We start from the raw sequence: 18,904 nt of genomic DNA on the forward strand, positions 1-18,904 counted from the left end.
TTCCTCTTTCACAGAATGCGGATCGGGAGGCGCTTCGGGCGCGCCTCCCGATCGGGGGTTCTCTGACGATATCGAGGCTCGAAAGGTTTCCGCAACTATTTTCAGCCGCGGTGTCGCCCGGGCGCCGCTCAGCGGTAGCGGTAGAGCGCAACCCGCTGGATCGTGAAGCTCCCGGGCACGAGCCGGACGTGTCTGCCCTGGTGCGTCTCGTCGCCGTTCAGGCGCCGGTGGGTCACCCACTCGCCGGCCTCGTCGAAGCCTCCCTCGTCGCAGGAGAGGATGCCGATCTCGCCATCGCCCTCCTCGCCCGGCTCGAACACGATGGTCGTGCCGATGCCGGCGACCACGAACTCGAGCTCGCCGGTCTGGATCACGATCGCCCCCGCCGGAAGACGCGTGAGGTCGGCGGGGCGGTCGCCCGATTCGTTGATCACCCCGTCGGCGAGGCCGGGGGCGACGGTGCGCTCGTAGGTGGCGTTCAGCAGCAGTCCGCCGAGGCGCGCACGGTGCGCGGCGCGCGGGTTCTCGACCGGCGGCAGCAGCCCGAGCATCCTGTCGCGGCCCACGCTCTCGGCGATCAGCCCGTCGAGCTGCCTCAGCACTGCGAAGCTCTGCCCGAGCAGGTCCTCGGCGAGCCCCGTGATCTGCTCGATGCCGAAGGCCGAGAAGCCGATCGCGCCGTGCGCGCCGAACGCGTACAGCGCGTTGACGCAGGCGTCGGTGCACCGCAGCGCCTCCGGGACGAACAGAGGGTTGCCGCTGTCGACGTACCGGCCTGTCCACTCGGCGAACTCGGGGAAGTAGATGTCGGGGGCGAGGAAGTCGAGCGAGGGGGCCCCGGCGTGCCAGATCTCGGCGAGGTGCGGAAGCGGGCCCGCGGACGGGTACTGCCCAGGCTCGTAGTCCTTCCTGATCAGGGCGGCATTCGTATACATCGGCAGGTCGAGCTCGGCCCGTCCCGCGGCGGCCACCGCATCGACGTAGCGGGCGAAGTGCCACGCCATAAACGCCTCCGAGGCGCCAGGACCGTCGCCGAACACCTCGCGCCATGAGCCGCTCTCGCGGCCCAGCGCGGAGGTCAGCGCGTCGGGCACCGCGCTCCCGAAGGCCTCGCGCGCGGCGTCGCAGTGGTCGCGCGCATCCGGGATCATCCCGATCTCGTTCTCGACCTGCACCATGACGACCGTGCGCCGCAGATCGTGGTCGCGCAGGTGCGCCATCAGGGCGGCGAAGGCGCGCGCGTCGGCGTCGCGATTCTCGCTCGAGAACGGCGTCAGGATCTCCAAGGCCCGTCCGCGTGCATCACGCGCCCGCGGAAAGCGGGCCGTGTCGGTCTTCACCCAGCCGGGCGCGTAGCAGGACATGGAGTTCTTCCAGCTGCCGAACCAGAGCAGCACGATGCGCATGCCGTGGCTCTCGGCGTCCTCGATGAGCTCGTCCACCGAGGTCCAGTCGAAGACCCCCTCCGCAGGCTCGACGAGCTCCCAGTACGCCGGCGCGACGATCGCGTTGAGACCGAGCCGCTCGAGCTTCTCCCACCGCGAGGCCAGGTAGCCGCGGTGCGCGGCGGAGTTGCCGAGCTCGCCCCCTCGGATGAGGAGCGGCGCGCCGTCGACGATCAGGCGCGCGGCGATCCTGCCCGCGGGCGAGGTGACGGTCTCGAGGCGCGGAAGAGGGGCGGGATGAGCAGCGATGGTCATGGATCGATCCTTCCATCGGAAAGGTCACGGTTGCGAAACTTTCAGCAAGTTGCCGCAATATGTTGTTGACGCGGCGATATCGCCTGTCCTAGTTTCGGAGGGTCGCGAGCCCCGAACCCCCGAAAGTTTCGGCGCGACGCCATTCCCCCTCGCGATGACGCGAGGGCCGAGGAGGATCGAATGTCACTGAGGACAGTCACGCGGACGGAGGTCATGCGGACCGCCCCCCAGCCCGGGAAGAAGAAGACGCCGCGCGTCCCCGGCTGGAAACGCGCCCTTCGCCGCGACTGGCAGCTCTACTCGCTCGCCGTGCTGCCCGTGGTGTTCCTGCTGCTGTTCAAGTACGTCCCGATGCTCGGCAACATCGTCGCCTTCCGCAGCTACACGCCGGGCGGGTCGATGTTCGGCGACGAGTGGGTCGGCTTCGAGTACTTCGAGGCGGTGTTCAGCGACGCGATGTTCTGGCGCGCGTTCGCCAACACGGTGATCATCGGCGGCGTCACGCTCATCTGCGTCTTCCCGCTGCCGATCATCCTCGCGCTGCTGCTCAACGAGGTGCGCCTGCGCTGGTTCAAGCAGCTCGTGCAGACGGTCAGCTACCTGCCGCACTTCATGTCGATCGTCATCATCGCGTCGTTCGTCAAGGAGCTCACCTCGCTCGACGGCACGATCAACGCGATCGTGCAGGCGTTCGGCGGCGACCCCGTCAACTGGCTCCAGGAGCCCGACTACTTCCGCGCCATCTACGTGATCTCGGAGGCCTGGCAGACCGTCGGCTGGGGCACGATCCTGTACCTCGCCGCGCTGACCACGATCGACGAGGGCCTCTACGAGGCGGCCAAGATCGACGGTGCCAACCGTCTCCAGCAGACCTGGCACGTGACGCTGCCCGGCATCCGGCCCACCATGATGGTGCTCCTCATCCTCAACATCGGGCAGTTCATGGCCGTCGGCTTCGAGAAGATCCTGCTGCTCTACAACCCCCTCACGACGGAGACAGCCGAGGTGCTGTCCACGTACGTCTACACGATCGGCATCAAGTCGGGCGTTCCGTCCTACGCCACCGCGATCGGCCTGTTCGAGGCCGTCATCGGCCTCGTGCTCGTGGTGTCGGCCAACACGATCTCGCGCAAGACGACCGGAGCCTCGCTGTGGTGACCCTCGACCAGACCCCTGACATCGCCGCCGTCCGCTACGAGGCGCGCACGATCAAGCCCACGCTGTCGTTCCGGATCTTCCAGGTCGTCAACGTGACGATCCTGATCCTCGTCGGCGTCGTGACGCTGTACCCCTTCCTCAACCTCACGGCGCGCGCGTTCAGCTCGCAGGCGGCCATCGCCGCGGGCTCGGTGTTCATCTGGCCGGTGGGCTTCAACCTCACCACGCTCGAGAACGTCGTCTCGCAGGAGCGGTTCTGGATCAACTACGGCAACACGCTCGTCTACACGACGGTCGCGACGGTGATCTCGATGGTGCTCACCACGACGTTCGCCTATGTGCTCTCGAAGAGCCACCTGCGCGGCCGCGGCGCGCTCGTGGGGCTCGCGCTGTTCACGATGTTCTTCGCAGGCGGCCTGATCCCGAACTACCTGCTGATCTCGCAGCTCGGCTTCAAGAACACCCTGTGGGCCATCGTGCTGCCGCAGGCGATCAACGTCTTCAACCTGCTGGTGATGAAGTCCTTCTTCGAGAACTTCCCCGCCGAGCTCGAGGAGGCCGCCGCCATCGACGGTCTGTCGACCTACGGCATCTTCCTGCGCATCGTGCTGCCGCTGTCGAAGGCGATCATCGCCACGATGATCCTGTTCTACGCGGTGGCGTTCTGGAACTCGTGGTTCCCCGCCTTCCTCTATATGGACGACCCCGACCTGTATCCGGTCTCGGTGTATCTCCGCAACATCATCGCGGGCGCCTCCGGCACCGGCGAGGGCCTCGGCGGCGACGCCGTGCAGATCGGCTCGAACGTCAAGGCGGTCACCACGATCCTGACCGTGCTGCCGATCGTCTGCCTCTACCCGTTCATCCAGAAGCACTTCGTGTCGGGCGTCATGCTCGGCTCGGTCAAGGGCTGACGGATCCGCCGGCGGCTCGCCGCCACCCTGCTTCCCCCCATCCCCACCACAGCGAAAGAGGAACAATGAAGATCCGCTACAAGGTGCTCGCTCTGGGCGCCGTCTCGACCCTGGCCCTGGGCCTGGCAGCCTGCTCCGGCGGCTCGGGCGAGAAGCCCGGTGAGGGCGACGGCGCGACGATCGGAGCCGAGCAGTCGGTCGGCGCGATGGAGGACTTCGAGGTCGGCACGACCTTCAAGGCCACCGAGCCCGTCGAGTTCGGCCTGACCTACCGCGACCACCCGAACTACCCGCTCAAGGACGACTGGCTCATCCTCAGCGAGCTCGAGAAGAACCAGAACGTGTCGTTCGACATCCAGTCGATCCCGCTCGCCGACTTCGGCACCAAGCGCACGCAGCTGATCCAGACCGGTGACGCCGCCGACATCATCCCCTCGACCTATGTCGCCGACGTGCAGAACGTGACCGCCGGCCTGCTCCCGATCTCGGAGTACCTCGACTACCTGCCCAACTTCACCGACAAGATCGAGAAGTGGGGCCTGGAGGGCGAGCTCGACCGCACGCGCGACGCCGACGGCAAGTTCTACGTGCTGCCGGGTCTGCTCGAGGCCGCCAAGCCCGACTACACCATCGCGATCCGCCAGGATTGGTGGGACGCGGCGGGCCTGGAGGACCCGAAGACCTGGGACGAGTTCGCCGAGCAGCTCGCGAAGATCAAGGAGCTCCACCCCGAGCTCGCCTACCCGTACACCGAGCGCTGGAACACGACCAACAACAACCAGCCGATGGCGGCGGTGCTGCAGGCGGCCGCGGGCAACTTCGGCACCGAGGCCGGCTGGGGCTTCGGCGACGGCGTCACCTGGAACGGCTCGGAGTTCGAGTTCTCGGGCACCCAGGACGGCTTCAAGGATCTGCTGACCTACTTCCACGGTCTGGTGGCCGACGGTCTGCTCGACCCGGACGGCATCACGCAGGATGACGACACCGCGAAGGCGAAGTTCACGACCGGCAAGGTCGCGGCGATCTCGTCGAACTCGCAGGTCATCACCGAGTACCGCACGGGCTTCACCGAGGCCGGCAACGCCGACGCGGTCGTGCGCAACATCGTTGTCCCCGGTGGCCCCGCGGGCGACATCATGGACGCGACCACCGGCGGTCACTTCGAGTCGGGCCTGGCCCTCTCCAAGGACACGGCGAAGAAGCCCTACTTCAAGGCGCTGCTGCAGTACGTCGACTGGCTCTACTTCTCGGACGAGGGGATGGAGTTCGCCAAGTGGGGCGTCAAGGGCCAGACCTACGATGTCGAGGGCGACAAGCGCCACCTGCTGCCGGGCATCGACTGGAACGGCACCAACCCGGACGCGGGCGCTGAGCCCAAGATGCTCAACACCGACTTCGGCTTCTACAACGGCGTGTTCCTGCTGGCCCACGGTTCGACGGTCGACCTCGTCCAGTCCACGCTGAACCCCGAGGTCGTCGAGTTCCAGGCCACGATGAACGAGCGCAAGGAGGTCGCCGACGGCGGCCCCGGCATCCCGCTCACCGAGGTGCAGCGCTCCAAGATCGCCGTCTCGCAGGCGAACCTGACCGGCGCCGTGCACACGGCCACCGCGCAGTTCATCAAGGGCGACCGCGACCTGGCCGACTGGGACGCGTACGTCGCCGAGCTGCAGGGCCTGGGCATGGACGAGTACGTCGCCACCATGAACGAGGCCGCGGGCGTCAAGTAAGCCCACTCGGTCAACCGGAGGGGCGGGGATCCGATCCTCGCCCCTCCTTCTCTGCCTGCCCATCACCTTCACGTCCGACGGGAGCCTTCGTGGTCACCACCCTCGTCCCTCACGAGCCGATCGGCGTCCTCTCGGACGCCTGGCGCGAGTGCGTCGGCACCGGCCGCTTCAACCTGGCGCTGCGCAGCGACTATCGCGACTCGCTGCGTCTCGCGCAGGACGAGATCGGCTTCCGGTACATCCGCGGGCACGGGCTGCTGTCGGACGACATCGGCATCCACCGCCCCTACGACGTCGCCGGCTTCCGCGGCACGCGCTACTCGTTCACCTACGCCGACCAGGTGACCGACCTGTACCTCGATCTCGGCATCAAGCCGTTCCTCGAGCTGGGCTTTATGCCCCCGGGCCTGGCCTCGGGCGACCAGACGGTGTTCTGGTGGAAGGGCAACGTCACCCCGCCCTCCGACTACGCGGAGTGGAACAAGCTCATCCAGGCGCTGCTGCGGCACCTCATCGACCGCTACGGCATCGATGAGGTGCTCACCTGGCCGATCGAGGTGTGGAACGAGCCGAACCTCACGCACTTCTGGAAGGACGCGGATCAGGCGGAGTACTTCCGCCTGTACGAGTCGTCGGTGATCGCGATCAAGGAGATCGACGATCGCCTGCAGGTCGGGGGCCCCGCGATCAGCCCGGGCGCGGATGACTGGTGGCTGCCGTTCGCCGAGTTCGTGACGGATCGCGACCTCCCGGCCGACTTCCTGTCGTTCCACGCCTACACGACCGGGCCCTCGCAGCACGTGCCGTTCGGCGTCTACCAGACCCTCCGGCACCCCTCGGATCTGCTGGACCAGTTCGCACGCCCCGCCGAGATCCTGAAGGACACGCGTCTTGCCGGGCTCCCGCTCCACGTCACGGAGTTCAACACGAGCTATCGGCCGGACAACCCGGTGCACGACACCGCCTACAACGCCGCCGCGCTCGCCCCCGTGCTCGCACGCGGCGGCGACCTCGTGCGCTCCTTCGCCTATTGGACGTTCTGCGACGTCTTCGAGGAGGAGAACATCCCGACGGCGATCTTCCACGGCGGCTTCGGCATGATCGCGCACCGCCAGATCAAGAAGCCCACCTTCCACGTGTACGCGTTCATGGCGCGGATGGGGCGCCAGATCCTGGCCCAGGGGGACGACCACCTCGTCACCCGCCACGCCGACGGCCGCATAGCCGTGCTCGCGTGGCAGCCGACGGGCGGCACCGACGACCCGGAGGAGGCCGCCGAGCACCGCCTGTCGCTCTCGATCCCCACCGCCGGGGAGTCGGTCTACGTGCATCGGTCCGATGTCGACGAGCACCGCGGCAACGCCTTCACCGCATGGCAGCAGATGGGCCGCCCGGCCTCGCCGTCGCGCCGCCAGCTCGACGCGCTGCGCGAGGCGGCGGAGGCCGTGCGCTCGCACCACGCTGCCCCCGTGCGCGACGGACGCGTGCAGCTCGACATCAGCCTCGAGCGCCACGGCGTCGCCCTGCTCGAGCTCGACAGCGTGGTCGACGAGACCCCCGCGTGGCTCGACGACCGTCGCATCCTGGGGCGCGGGCTGTGACCTCCCTCCTCTCGCCTCGACTCACGCATCCCTGCCTGCGCGCTGCTCGTCCGTCGAGCGAGCGGAGCGAGTCGAGACGCCCCGGCCTGCCCCGTGCTGCTCGTTCGTCGAGCGAGCGGAGCCTGGACCGGCCGCGCGCTGCGCGTTCGTCGAGCGAGCGGAGCGAGTCGAGACGCCCCGGCCTGCCCGTGCTCCTCGTTCGTCGAGCAAGCGGAGCCTGGACCGGCCCGCGCGCTGCGCGTTCGTCGAGCGAGCGGAGCGAGTCGAGGCGCCCCGACGGGCCCGTGCTCCTCGTTCGTCGAGCGAGCGGAGCGAGTCGAGACGCCCCGGCCTGCCCGTGCTCCCGGTTCGTCGAGCGAGCGGAGCGAGTCGAGACGCCCCGACCGGACCGAGACATAAGGTGAACCCGTGAATGACGAAGAGCAGACAGAGGGCCCCGCGGGATCCGGATTCGGGCAGGGCGCGCTGTCGAAGTTCACGGCCTTCATCTATTGGCACCTGATCGTGCTGGCGCTGATGTGCGTGGCGTCGCTGCCGGTTGTGGCACTCTTCTTCTTCCTCGCGCGGGTGCCCGGCAATCTTGCGCTCGTGCCGCTGATCCTGATCCTGTACGGGCCGGTGCTGTCGGCCGGGCTGTTCGCGCTGCGCGACCGCACGAGGGTGGATGAGCTGGCGCCGCTGAAGTCGTTCCTGAAGGGGCTGCGTCTGGGGCTGGTCGATTCGCTGAAGGCATGGGCGCCGCCGATGGTGTTCCTCGCGGTGCTCGTGGGTGGACTCGTGGTGTCGGGCGGCGGGATCCTCTTCGGGCTCCTCGTGATGATCGGTGTGATCGCGGTGCTGTGGGGGCTGAACGCGCTCACCATCGCGACCTTCTTCTCGTTCCGATGGATCGACATCGCGCGTCTGGCGGTCTACTACCTCGGGCGCCGATGGATCGGCACGATCGGCCTGCTCGCGCTCCTGGTCGTCGCGACCGGCGTCGTGTACTTCACCACCGAGGCGGTGCTCTGGCTGTTCGGCGGTGTCTTCGTCGCGTTCCTCTGGGCGACCGTGCAGCCGATGGTCGCCGACATCCAGGAACGGTTCACCGCACACCCCTGACCTGCGCGCCGCCCGCGGCTAGCATGGCGCCCATGGCGTCCAGGGCGGAAGCGCTGTTCCCCGGAGTGCGCGACGAGGCCGTCGCCTCCCTCAGGGACGGCGTGAGCGTGAGCCTGTCGGGTCTTCCCGGCAGCGGGCGCAGCGCGCTCACGCGCGACATCACGCGCGTGCTGATCGAGGCCGGCTGGGACGTGATCGAGATCGCCGGCGTGGACGGGCTGCGTGGCCGCCCGCTCGAGGCGCTCGCGGTGGCGGGCCTCTTCGACGCGCGAGCGACCGGATCCGGAACCCCGCTGGCCGCGGCGGTCTCGGCGATCCGGCGGGCCGCATCGAGCGGACGAACGGCCGTGGTCGTCGACGACGCAGACGACCTCGACGAGGCCTCGACCGGGGCGCTCGCCGCGGCACTGCGGGGTGGGGTGGCGCCGGTGCTGTCGGTCGTGCGGATCGATCGCGCGATTCCCGGCACCACGCTGACCACCGCGGTGCGCCCCGCGGTGCGGCTGGCGGTTCCGCCCCTCGACTTCCCCGATTCGACCGATCTGATCGAGCGGCGTTGCGCGGGCCCGGTCGGCGTGGAGACCGCCGCGCGCATCCATGCGAAATCGGGAGGCCTGCCGGGGCTGATCGTGGCGATCACGGATGCCGGGCTGCGCGAGGGGCTGCTCGTCGAGCGTCGCGGTCTGTGGCGCGCGCAGGGCACGCTCGCCTCGGGGCGCCTTGTGCCCGTGCTCGAACCGCTCGTGGCGGGGCTCGACTCGGCGCATTTCGACGCGCTGCTGACGCTCGCGCTCGTGGGCACGGTCGACACCGCGCTGGCGCGGCGGATCGTGGCGGCGCCCCTGCTGGAGCGCCTCGACGATCGCGGCCTGCTCGCCTTCGCGTCTCAGGACGGAGCCCTGGTGGTGAGCGTGTATCCGCCTCTGCTGGCCGAGCATCTGCGGCGCGACCGGATCGGCGCGCGTCGGCTGCGTCTGCTCGACGAGATCGACGTGTCGATCACGGGTCGCCTGCCCGACAGCCGGCACCAGCAGCTGGCCCCGATGCTGCTCGGGGGCGAGCCGCGCCGCAGCTACCTGCCGCAGCGCGGGCTCGGTGCGGATCCGGGAGACGAGTCGGGGCGCCGGGCGTCGGCGGACGCGACGCTGAACCGGATGGTGTTCGAGCGGATGACCGCCGAGACCCTGGTGCGCAAGGCCAAGTGGGAGTCGCGGCGCGACGTCGACTCGGCCATCCTCTACGCCCTGTCGTTGATGGCCTCGCACGGCGATCCCGCGGAGATCGAGGGTGTGCTGAGCGAGGCCGCCGCCGCCGGCGAGGACGAGCGTGCCCTGGTGGCGCTGTGGCGCGCGATCGTGCGCGCGGCAGAACCGGGAGGCATCGACGCCGCCCGGTCCTTCCTGGCAGCCGAGACACCGCGGGTGGGGCGCTGGGCCCCGCTGCTGAGAGTGATCGGCGGGCATGTGTCGCTCGTGTACGACCGCGTGGAGCCGCTGCCCGAGCCTCCCGAGGAGTCCGCTCCCGCGCTCGTGGCGGTGTCGACGCGCATGCTGCGGGCCGAGCGCGCCCTCGCCACCGGGCACCCCTCGGTCGCGCGCGAGGCGCTCGCGCAGATCGACGAGGACGATGACCTCGCCATCGACGCCAGCACCACGGTGTTCCGCACGCTCGTGCGTGTGTTCTCGGGCGACCTCGACGGGGCCGAGGAGGAGGCGCGCGCGCACTTCGACGAGGGCATCACGCGCCTGGATCCCGACCTCATCACCCCGCACGGATACGTGCTGGCGCTCATCCACACCCTGCGCGGAGACGAGCGGGCGCTGCGCGCGCACCTGTCGACGCAGCTGTCGGTGGGGTACAGCTCGCTGCGATACGCGCACTTCCAGCTCGGCGCGCTCGTGACCGGCGCGCGGGTGGCGGCCGGGACGGGGCGCGGGATGTCGGCGCGCTCGCTCGCCGAGCAGGCCGAGCGCTCCGCGCCCGCTCTGGGGCCGTTCCCCCTGATGGCCACCGTGCACGCCCGCGCGAACGCGCGCCTCGTGGACGGCGACGCGCCCGCCGACGTGGCGGCGTCGTTCTGGGAGACCGCGCAAGAGGCCCACAGCCGCGGGTATCTGATGAACGCGCTCTTCCTGGGCGTGCGCGCCCAGGAGCTGCACGCTCACCCTCGGCGCGTGGCGACCATGCGGGAGTGGGCCGCGCAGGCCGAGCCGGGCGGCCTGGTCGCCGTCCACCTGCTGTACGCGCAGGCCCTGTCGGGCGACGACGTCGGCGCGATGCGCGAGGCGGCTGCGGAGCTCACTCGACACGGCGTGCACGCCGCGTCGCTGCGCGTGCAGGTGGCGGCGATGGCGGTCGCCTCGCGTGGACAGGGCGAAGTCGCCGAGGAGATCGCCCGGGCGGTGCGCGCCCAGGCGGCCGCGCTGGGCGGCGGGTACCCCGCGCTCGCCGCGACCCTGCTTCGGGGGCAGGTGCTGACGACCCGCGAGCACGAGGTCGCGCGCTTCGCGGCCGATGGTCTCAGCAATCCCGAGATCGCCGAGCGGCTGTCGGTCAGCACCCGCACGGTCGAGAACCACCTCTACCGCGTGTTCCAGAAGCTGCACATCAGCGACCGCTCCGCCCTGGTCGACGTGCTCCACGGCGGTCCGCGCGCCTGAACTCAGGGCATCGGTCACTCGCGTGGGGGGCATCCGCGTACTCAGGCGCGTGCGCGCGTACTCAGAGTGTGCCCGTGCGCGTACTCAGATGCGGTGCACGCACCGTCGGCGCCCCGGTCCCGCGCGCACCATTGAGTCATCGGCCTTCGGGTGGCCGACAGACAGGATCGAGGCCTTCGGGTGGCCGAGATCCACAGTGTGGAGCACGAGGCTGGGCCCGCCACCGCGTCGGGAGGCGCGCAGCTGTGACAGCGCTCACGTCCCGGCATCGACGTCGTGGGGACGACGGGGCACGATGCCACAGGGGACCTCAGACGAGGAGGACTGAGGGGCGCACCGCGGAGCACACACACGGACCTGCGGGGTCCGCCCGCGTCCGGGGGGATGCGGGCGGATCCCGCTTCTCCGTCTCCGGATGCGTTCTCTGTCTTCGGACGTGTTCTCGTCTCCGGACGCGGTCGAAGCGCGGGGCGCGGTGCGGGCGGGCGAGGCGCGGTGCGGGCGCGCGAGCGCGGCCATCGTCCGTGACCCGCGGGGAGCAGACACGCGCGCCGCCGCGTGACGCACCCACTTCGCACGCGTATGCGCGCAAAGTGGGCCCGCAGGGCACTGAGAACCGTCACCGGCGCCTTCTGCGGTGTGGGGCGGCCGACAGGATGGGGTCATCGGCCGTCGGGAAGCCGATGACAGGATCGCTGGCTGCGGATCGCCCCTCGGCAGTCGGCATCCACGGTGGGGCGCTTTCGAGCAACACACCGAGACCGCGGGGGTCATCCGTACCCGGGGGGGATGCGGATGGCCCTCGCCCCACGCCGTACGGCGGGGGCACCATCGCCGGGTCAGTAGATGCGGCGACCCCGCGCGTCAGCGACGCCCGACTTGCGCAGGAAGTACGTGTTGACCTGGTCGCGCCATTCGATCGCGCTTCTCAGCTGCTCCGCGAAGCGCTCGTCCACCCCGGCGACGAGATCGCGGTCGCGGAGGGATCCGGACACCGCGTTCCACGCCTCGATGTCGCGCTGCACCCTCTCGACGCCCTCGAAGTGCGTGTCGTAGATGTGCTGGATCACGGTCGTCCCGCTGTGCAGCACGTGCGCGTACGGCACGTGGTGGAAGAACAGGATCAGCTCATCCGGCACCGTCTCGAGTGATTCGTAGGTCTCGCGCCAGGGCGAGGGGTAGAGGCCGGCGAACCCCGTTCCGGTGGCGACCGTGCGGTCGACGCCGATGCCGTCGCGATCGGCGAAGTGGTACGTGCCCCACGGGGTGTACTCGTAGCCGTCGACGTCGGGCCCGTAGTGGTGGCCGGGGCGCACCATAAAGCCCACGCCGAGCGGTGTTGTGTACTTCTCGTAGGTCCGCCACGAGTCGGCGAGGATGTCGTGGATCGCCGCGGCCGTCGTGGCGTCCTCGCCCGCGAACGTCTGCCCGATCCATTCGTCGAGCAGGTCGGTCGCGGAGGCGTCCGGGTTCCAGGTGAGGCGGCCGTACGCGTAGAGGTTCGCCTGGGCGAAGGGATGGCCGGTCCAGAACTCGTCGTCGCCGACGTTCGCGACCGCGGCGAAACCGCCCTGGGCGAGGGCAGCCACGGTCTGGCCGCTGTCGCCTCCGAAGTCGAAGCGCATGACCTCCGTCCACTGCGGGCCGAGGTAGACGGCGTGCTTCTGCTGGCCGGTGTACTCCTGCGTCACCTGCAGTTCGAGCGCCACCCTCGTGTTCGGCATCGCGGCCAGCACGGGCGAGATGGGCTCGCGCACCTGGAAGTCCATGGGGCCGAACTTCACCTGCACGATGACGTTGTCGCGGAAGCGGCCGTCGAGAGGGGCGAAGTGGTCGAATGCCGCGCGGGCGCGATCGGTCGACCGGTCGCGCCAGTCCTGCGTGTGGTTGTAGACGAAGGCGCGCCAGTGGATGATGCCGCCGTGCGGGGCCACGGCCTCCGCGAGCATGTTGGCGCCGTCGGCGTGGTCGCGGCCATACGCGAACGGCCCGGGCTGACCCTCCGAGTCGGCCTTGACGACGAAGCCGCCGAAGTCGGGGATCGCCGCCCAGACGCGGTCGGCGGCCTCGGCCCACCAGGCCTTGACGTCCGCGTCGAACGGATCTGAGGTGGCGAGTCCGCCGAGCATGACGGGCGCCGCCCACGAGACGGCGAGGTGCAGACGCACGCCGTAGGGGCGCAGCGCGGCGGCGATGCGTGCGGCATGCTCGAGGTCGTCTGTCAGCAGCCGGGCCTCACGGTGATGCACGTTGACGTTGTTCACCGAGACGGCGTTGATGCCGATCGAGGCGAGCAGGCGCGCATACGCGCCGACGCGCGAGAGGTCGTCGCGCACGTGGCCGCTGCCCGGCAGACCGTCGCCCACGCTGAAGAAGATCGATGCGCCCGCATACCCGCGCTCCACTGCGCCCATGACCGGGTGCAGGTCCATGTTGTCCCAGTGGTTCAGGATGCGGATCGCCCGCGACGGCTCGTGCGTCTCCTCGCCGGATCCCTCGAAGGCCGCCTCGCCGAGCCGCACGAGGTGGAAGAAGCCGTAGAGCAGCCCGCGGCCGCTCGAGGCGGCGACCGTCACGGATCCGTCCGCCCGGCGCACGCGGAACGCCTCGTCACCGAGCCCGCCCTCAAGGGCGAACACGATGTCGGCCCGCGGAGCCTCGCCCGTGAAGCGCACGGCGGATCCCCCGTGCGCGGTCGTCGCGGCGGCGGCCTCCGCGGCCACGGTCTCGGTCTGGGCGTCGCCCTGGACGACGGCGATCGCGCGGCGCCCGAGGGGCGCGAAGGCGGCGGTCGGTAGCCAGGCAGGATGAGCGGCAGCAGTGGCGGTCACCCGACCATTCTGCCGCAGACATAACTATTTGTGGCCGATGGCGACAAATAGTTATGAGGTCCGCACCGCACGAGTTTCACCCCGCGTTCACCCCGCTGCGGTGCAATGTCGCCGTGGAGCGCAAGACGGCGATCGTCGCGACATCGGTCATCACGGGCGTCGGCGCCGCCGTGCTCAGCGGGCGCGCGCTGCTCGCGCGGCAGGCGGCCGTCGCGCGTCGCCGGATCGGCAAGCCCCTCGGCGAGCAGGGCATCGACGCCGACAGGGTGTGGCGCCCGGGCCTTGGCGGCGAGCCGGTCGAGCTTCTGGTGCTCGGCGACTCCATCGCCGCAGGGCTGGGCGCCGAGCGCCGCAAGGACACCCTGGGCGCGCGCATCGCCAAGGGCGTCGCGAAGATCATCGGGCGCCCCGTGCGGCTCACCACCCGCGCGGTGGTCGGCGCTTCGACCTCGGCCCTCGGCGACCAGATCGACGGGCTCGATCCGGACTACCGCCCGGATGTCGCGGTGATCGTGGTCGGCGGGAACGACGTCACGCATCGCGTGCCGATCTCGCAGTCGGTCGAGCACCTGACCCATGCGATCCAGCGCCTGCGCGGCCGCGACATCGCGGTCGTGGTGGGCACCTGCCCCGATCTCGGGGCGCTGCGGCCGGTGCCGCAGCCGCTGCGCCACCTCGGCTCGCGCATCTCGCGCGCGCTCGCGCATGCGCAGGCCGACGCCGCGCGAGCCGCGGGCGCCCTGCCGGTGTCGCTGCGCCGCGCCGTCGGGCCGGTGTTCATCTCCCACCCCGACGAGATGTTCTCGCTCGACCGGTTCCACCCCTCCGCCCTCGGCTACCGCCGCACGGCCGAGGCGCTGATCCCGGCCGTCCTCGCCCAGCTGCAGCACCCAGCCGCCTGACCCCCGGCCCGGGGTCCGGCCCGCGCGTACGTCGAGCGAGCGCAGCGAGTCGAGACGCGCGAAGCCACCGGATGGCGCCGCCCATGGTGGTCGGGCCCGGCCTGCCGGTACGGGAGGGGATCCCGGGTCGGGGTCCGGCCCGCTCGTTCGTCGAGCGAGCGCAGCGAGTCGAGACGCGCGAAGCCACCGGATGGCGCCGCCCACGGGTGCCAGCCCGGTCCGGGGTGGGCCCGGGCCCGCCCGGGTCGGGAGGGAATCCCGGATCGGAAGGGCGTGGATCCGGTTCTCGGTCCTCCGCCTGCGAGGTCCCCTCCCGCCCCGTTCGTTCGTCGAGCGAGCGCAGCGAGTCGAGACGCCGGAAGCCTCCGCATGACGTCATCCTCGGGGCAAGTCCTCCTGGGGAGGGGATCCCGGGTCGGGAGGGCGCGGATCCGGATCTCGGTCCTCCGCCCGCGAGTTCCCCTCCCCCCTCGTTCGTTCGTCGAGCGAGCGCAGCGAGTCGAGACGCCGGAAGCCCCCGCATGACGTCATCCATGGGGCAAGTCCTCCCGGGGAGGGGATCCCGGGTGTGGAGGGCGCGGATCCGGTTCTCGACCCTCCGCCCGCGAGACCTCCTCCCTCCCCGCTCGTTCGTCGAGCGAGCGGAGCGAGTCGAGACGCCTGAAGCCTCCGCATGACGCCACCCACGGCGGCGAGGCCTGCCGGTACGGGAGGGGATCCCGGCTCGGGAGGGTGTGGATCCGGATCTCGGTCCTCCGCTCGCGAGTTTCCAGCCCCGTCGTTCGTCGAGCGAGCGAAGCGAGTCGAGACGCCTGAAGCCTCCGCAAGACGTCATCCACGGGGCAAGTCCTCCGGGGAGGGGATCCCGGGTCCGGAGGGTGTGGATCCGGATCTCGGTCCTCCGCTCGCGAGTTCCCCTCCCGCTCGTCCGCTCAGCGCGGCCCCGGCTCGCCCGGGTTGGGAGGAGATCCCGCATCGGGAGGGTATGGATCCGGATCTCGGTCCTCCCCTCGCGAGATCCCCTCCCTGTCGTTCGTCGAGCGAGCGCAGCGAGTCGAGACGCCGGATGCCTTCGGATGGCGCCACCCGCGGGGTAAGTCCTCCTGGGAGGGGATCCCGGCTCGGGAGGGTGTGGATCCGGATCTGGGTCCTCCGTTCGCGAGATCCCCTCCCGTTCGGCGTCGAGTGCGGGCCCGGTTCGCCCGGGTGGGGAGGGGATCGCGCATCGGGAGGGTGTAGATCCGGGTTTCGGCCCTCCGCTGGCGAGATCCCCTCCCTGTCGTTCGTCGAGCGAGCAGCAGCGAGTCGAGACGCCGGAAGCCTTCGGATGACGCCACCCGCGGGGCAAGTCCTCCTGGGAGGGGATCCCGCGTCGGGAGGGTGTGAATCCGGATCTCGGCCCTCCGCTCGCGAGATCCCCTCCCGCTCGTCGCCCCAACCCCGCCCAACCCGAGAACGAGAAACGGCCCGGCCCCACGAGGGGGCCGGGCCGTTCGGGTGAGGGTCAGGCCGCCGACCAGCCGCCGTCCGATGCGAGGATGGCGCCCGAGACGTTGGTCGAGTCGTCCGAGAGCAGCCACGTGATCGAGGCGGCGAGCTGGTCGGACTGGGCGACGCCCGGCAGGATCGCCATCGCGCGCTGGATGCGCTCGGCACCCAGCGACGAGGCGAAGTTCGCGCCGATGTTCGTGGCCACGCCGCCGGGGCACACGGCGTTCACGCGGATGCCCGAGCCGGTGTACATAAACGCCGCCGACTTGGTGAGGCCGACCACGGCGTGCTTAGACGCGGTGTAGGCCGCGCCCGCCGCGGAACCTCGCAGGCCCGCCTCGGAGGCGACGTTCACGATCTGGCCGGAGTTCGCGGCCTGCATGGCGGGGATGACCGCGCGCATGAGCTTCATCGTGCCGGTCACGTTGACCTTGAACACCCGATCCCAGACGGCGTCGGTGACCTCGCCGACCGGCGTCATGTCGTCCATGATGCCCGCGACGTTGGCGAGGCCGTCGATCTTCTCGCCGGCCGCCTCGATGATCGCGGCGACGCCGGCGTCGTCCGAGATGTCGGCGACGATGACGGTGATGTCGGCGCCGGCGTGCTCGGCCTTGAACTCGTCGAGGCGCTCCTGGCTGATGTCCACGCCGATGACGCGTCCGCCCTCGCGCGCGACGCGCGAGGCGGTGGCGCGACCGATGCCCGATCCGGCGCCGGTGACGATGATCGTCTTGCCCGCGAAACGGCCGTCCGTGACCTTCTCGACGAACGCGGCGGGCGAGGGGGCGGAGGGGCGCTCGGCGGGGGAGTCGGCGTCGCCTCCCACGGCGGCGACGAGCGAGCTCGCCATCTCGTCGGTGAACTGGCCCTGGCTCATGCCGACGAGCTGGCCGAGGGTGAGGGCCTTGGCCTGCTCCATCTGCGATACGTCGCCGAGAAGGCCCTCGAGGGCCGCGCGGCCGGCGGGGTCTGCCAGCCAGTCGCCGATCGTGGAGTTCTTGCTGAGTGCCATGAAGGTTCCTTTCCCCCGGTGTATCTACCGGACATCAGTGTCCGGTAGATACGCTACGCCGATGAGCACGTCACGTCCACGACCGGATGCCGCAACTCGTTCGACGTCGAACCGCGGTCCCGCCGCGGCTGACGAGAACCGTCGCGCGCTCATCGCCGCCGCCCGGGAGATCTACTCCGAGGACGGCCCGGATGCACCCTTCAATGCCGTGGCCAAGCGCGCCGGCGTGGGTCAGGGCACGCTCTATCGCCACTTCCCCGACCGTCTCGCGCTCGCCGCGGCCGTGTTCGACGAGAACATCGCCGAGCTCGAGGACGCGATGCGCGAGGGAGGCACGATCGCCGTCCTGTTCGAGCGGGTGATCGACCAGGCGAGTGTCTCCACCGCGTTTATCCGGCTGCTCAGCGAGCAGCAGAACGACCAGCGCGCCCGAGACATCGCCGCGCGATTCGAGGCGCTGCTCGACCGCCTGCGTCAAGAGGATCAGGCGGCGGGTCGCATCGGCATCCACGTGGAGCAGCTCGACGTGGAGATCGCCGTCAGCATGCTCGCGCACGAGCTCGCCTTCACCCCGCCCGAGCGCAAGCCCGTCGTCGCGGATCGGGCGCGCCGCCTCTTCGCGCTCGCCTTCGCGCCCCGCTGACGACAGGATGGGGAGCATGCTCTGGAACCGCCGCCGCACCCCCGCCGTCGTTGTGCAGGCCCCCGCTCCGCGTCCTCGCACGCACTGGACCGACGGGCTCGGCACCTTCGCGACCCGGTCGATCCAGATCATCGCGATCGTGCTGCTCGCGGCCGGCACCATCTGGGGCCTGCGCATCCTCAGCGTCGTCGTCATCCCCGTGCTGCTGGCCCTGATCCTCGCTTCCGCCTTCGAGCCCCTGATGCGCGCGCTGCGCGCCCGCCGCATCGGCCCGATGCCCTCGACGCTGATCGTGCTGGCGCTGATCCTGGCGGCCCTCGGCGCGATCAGCTGGATGATCACCGCGGCCGTGCGCTCGCAGTGGGACGATCTCTCCACCCAGGCGCTCGAGGGCATCGACCAGGTGCTTGCGTGGGCGCGCGACCTGCCGTTCCAGATCGATGACGCGCAGATCCAGGAATGGATCGACCAGGTCGTCGACTTCCTGACCAGCGCCCAGTTCGGAACCGGCGCGCTCGCCGGGGTGGGCGTGGTCGTCGACTTCATCACGGGCCTCGTGCTGATGGTCGTCGTGCTGTTCTTCTTCCTGAAGGACGGCGACGTGATCTGGGAGTTCCTCAAGCGCCCGTTCACGGGCGAGTGGCACGCCCGCGCGCAGCGCGCGGGTCGCGCGACCGTGGCCACGTTCGGCGCCTACATCCGGGGCACGGCGACGGTCGCGGCGGCCGACGCGGTCGGCATCTCGATCGGTCTGGCGATCCTGCAGATCCCGCTGTGGCCGGCGCTGGGTGTGCTTGTGTTCGTGCTGTCGTTCATCCCGATCGTCGGCGCGGTTCTCGCGGGCATCCTCGCCGCGCTCATCGCCCTCGTCACGCACGGCATCGTGCACGCGCTGATCGTGGTCGGCATCGTGGTGCTCGTCAACCAGCTCGAGGGCAACTTCCTCCAGCCCGTGCTGATGGGCCGGGCGCTCAAGCTGCACTCGCTCGTCATCCTGATCGCGCTGACCGTCGGCACCCTGCTCGGCGGCATCATCGGCGCGGTGATCGCCGTGCCGCTCACCGCGGTGGCCTGGAGCATCGTCAAGGTCTGGGACGGACCGGATCTCCCGGCTCGCTGGGCGCGTCGGAAGGACGCCATCCCCCGCGCCTGACCGCC

At 70.3% G+C, this 18,904-nt stretch carries 12 protein-coding genes; 9 read left to right on the forward strand and 3 right to left on the reverse strand.

Annotation, left to right across the window (positions count from 1 at the left end; all coding sequences use genetic code 11):
• Window positions 1-128 precede the first annotated feature (128 nt).
• Window positions 129-1,700 (reverse strand): GH35 family beta-galactosidase, encoded by a 1,572-nt coding sequence (locus tag J5V96_RS03865; protein ID WP_208500298.1) that lies wholly within the window; start codon window positions 1,698-1,700, stop codon window positions 129-131.
• A 180-nt stretch (window positions 1,701-1,880) separates the two neighbouring features.
• Between J5V96_RS03865 and J5V96_RS03870 the strand changes: the two genes are divergently transcribed.
• The 6 genes from J5V96_RS03870 to J5V96_RS03895 all read left to right on the forward strand — a co-directional run bounded on the left by J5V96_RS03870 (window position 1,881) and on the right by J5V96_RS03895 (window position 10,864).
• The gene (locus tag J5V96_RS03870; protein WP_208500299.1) at window positions 1,881-2,858 is read left to right on the forward strand and encodes an ABC transporter permease; all 978 of its coding nucleotides are present in this window, start codon (window positions 1,881-1,883) and stop codon (window positions 2,856-2,858) included.
• Complete coding sequence (locus tag J5V96_RS03875; RefSeq protein ID WP_208500300.1) at window positions 2,852-3,772, forward strand: carbohydrate ABC transporter permease; 921 nt, start codon at window positions 2,852-2,854, stop codon at window positions 3,770-3,772. Before J5V96_RS03870 ends, J5V96_RS03875 begins: the two co-directional genes overlap by 7 nt.
• A 65-nt stretch (window positions 3,773-3,837) precedes the next feature.
• A complete protein-coding gene (locus tag J5V96_RS03880) occupies window positions 3,838-5,502 on the forward strand; it encodes an extracellular solute-binding protein (protein ID WP_208500301.1) in 1,665 nt (554 codons plus the stop codon).
• Window positions 5,503-5,591: 89 nt separating this feature from the next.
• Entirely contained in the window at window positions 5,592-7,103 is a 1,512-nt protein-coding gene (locus J5V96_RS03885; RefSeq protein ID WP_208500302.1) for a GH39 family glycosyl hydrolase, read from the forward strand.
• Between the two features lie 408 nt (window positions 7,104-7,511).
• Complete coding sequence (locus tag J5V96_RS03890; RefSeq protein WP_208500303.1) at window positions 7,512-8,204, forward strand: glycosyltransferase; 693 nt, start codon at window positions 7,512-7,514, stop codon at window positions 8,202-8,204.
• A 32-nt stretch (window positions 8,205-8,236) separates the two neighbouring features.
• Window positions 8,237-10,864 (forward strand): LuxR family transcriptional regulator, encoded by a 2,628-nt coding sequence (locus J5V96_RS03895; protein WP_208500304.1) that lies wholly within the window; start codon window positions 8,237-8,239, stop codon window positions 10,862-10,864.
• Between the two features lie 839 nt (window positions 10,865-11,703).
• Here J5V96_RS03895 and J5V96_RS03900 read toward each other — a convergent pair.
• Window positions 11,704-13,695, reverse strand: a complete 1,992-nt coding sequence (locus tag J5V96_RS03900; protein WP_208500305.1) for an alpha-glucuronidase — start codon at window positions 13,693-13,695, stop codon at window positions 11,704-11,706.
• Between the two features lie 53 nt (window positions 13,696-13,748).
• On the opposite strand from J5V96_RS03900, the gene J5V96_RS03905 reads away from it, so the two are divergent.
• Window positions 13,749-14,597, forward strand: coding sequence for an SGNH/GDSL hydrolase family protein (locus J5V96_RS03905; RefSeq protein WP_208500306.1), 849 nt, complete (start codon window positions 13,749-13,751; stop codon window positions 14,595-14,597).
• A gap of 1,504 nt (window positions 14,598-16,101) precedes the next feature.
• Here the strand turns inward: J5V96_RS03905 and J5V96_RS03910 are convergent.
• Entirely contained in the window at window positions 16,102-17,103 is a 1,002-nt protein-coding gene (locus J5V96_RS03910; protein ID WP_208500307.1) for an SDR family NAD(P)-dependent oxidoreductase, read from the reverse strand.
• A gap of 61 nt (window positions 17,104-17,164) precedes the next feature.
• Between J5V96_RS03910 and J5V96_RS03915 the strand changes: the two genes are divergently transcribed.
• Both J5V96_RS03915 and J5V96_RS03920 read left to right on the forward strand, forming a co-directional pair.
• Window positions 17,165-17,746 (forward strand): TetR/AcrR family transcriptional regulator, encoded by a 582-nt coding sequence (locus J5V96_RS03915; protein WP_208500308.1) that lies wholly within the window; start codon window positions 17,165-17,167, stop codon window positions 17,744-17,746.
• Between the two features lie 16 nt (window positions 17,747-17,762).
• Window positions 17,763-18,899 (forward strand): AI-2E family transporter, encoded by a 1,137-nt coding sequence (locus J5V96_RS03920; RefSeq protein ID WP_236014378.1) that lies wholly within the window; start codon window positions 17,763-17,765, stop codon window positions 18,897-18,899.
• The last annotated feature ends 5 nt before the right edge of the window (window positions 18,900-18,904 follow it).

The organism is Microbacterium stercoris, from assembly GCF_017592545.1.
In the GTDB taxonomy this organism is placed as follows: domain Bacteria; phylum Actinomycetota; class Actinomycetes; order Actinomycetales; family Microbacteriaceae; genus Microbacterium; species Microbacterium stercoris.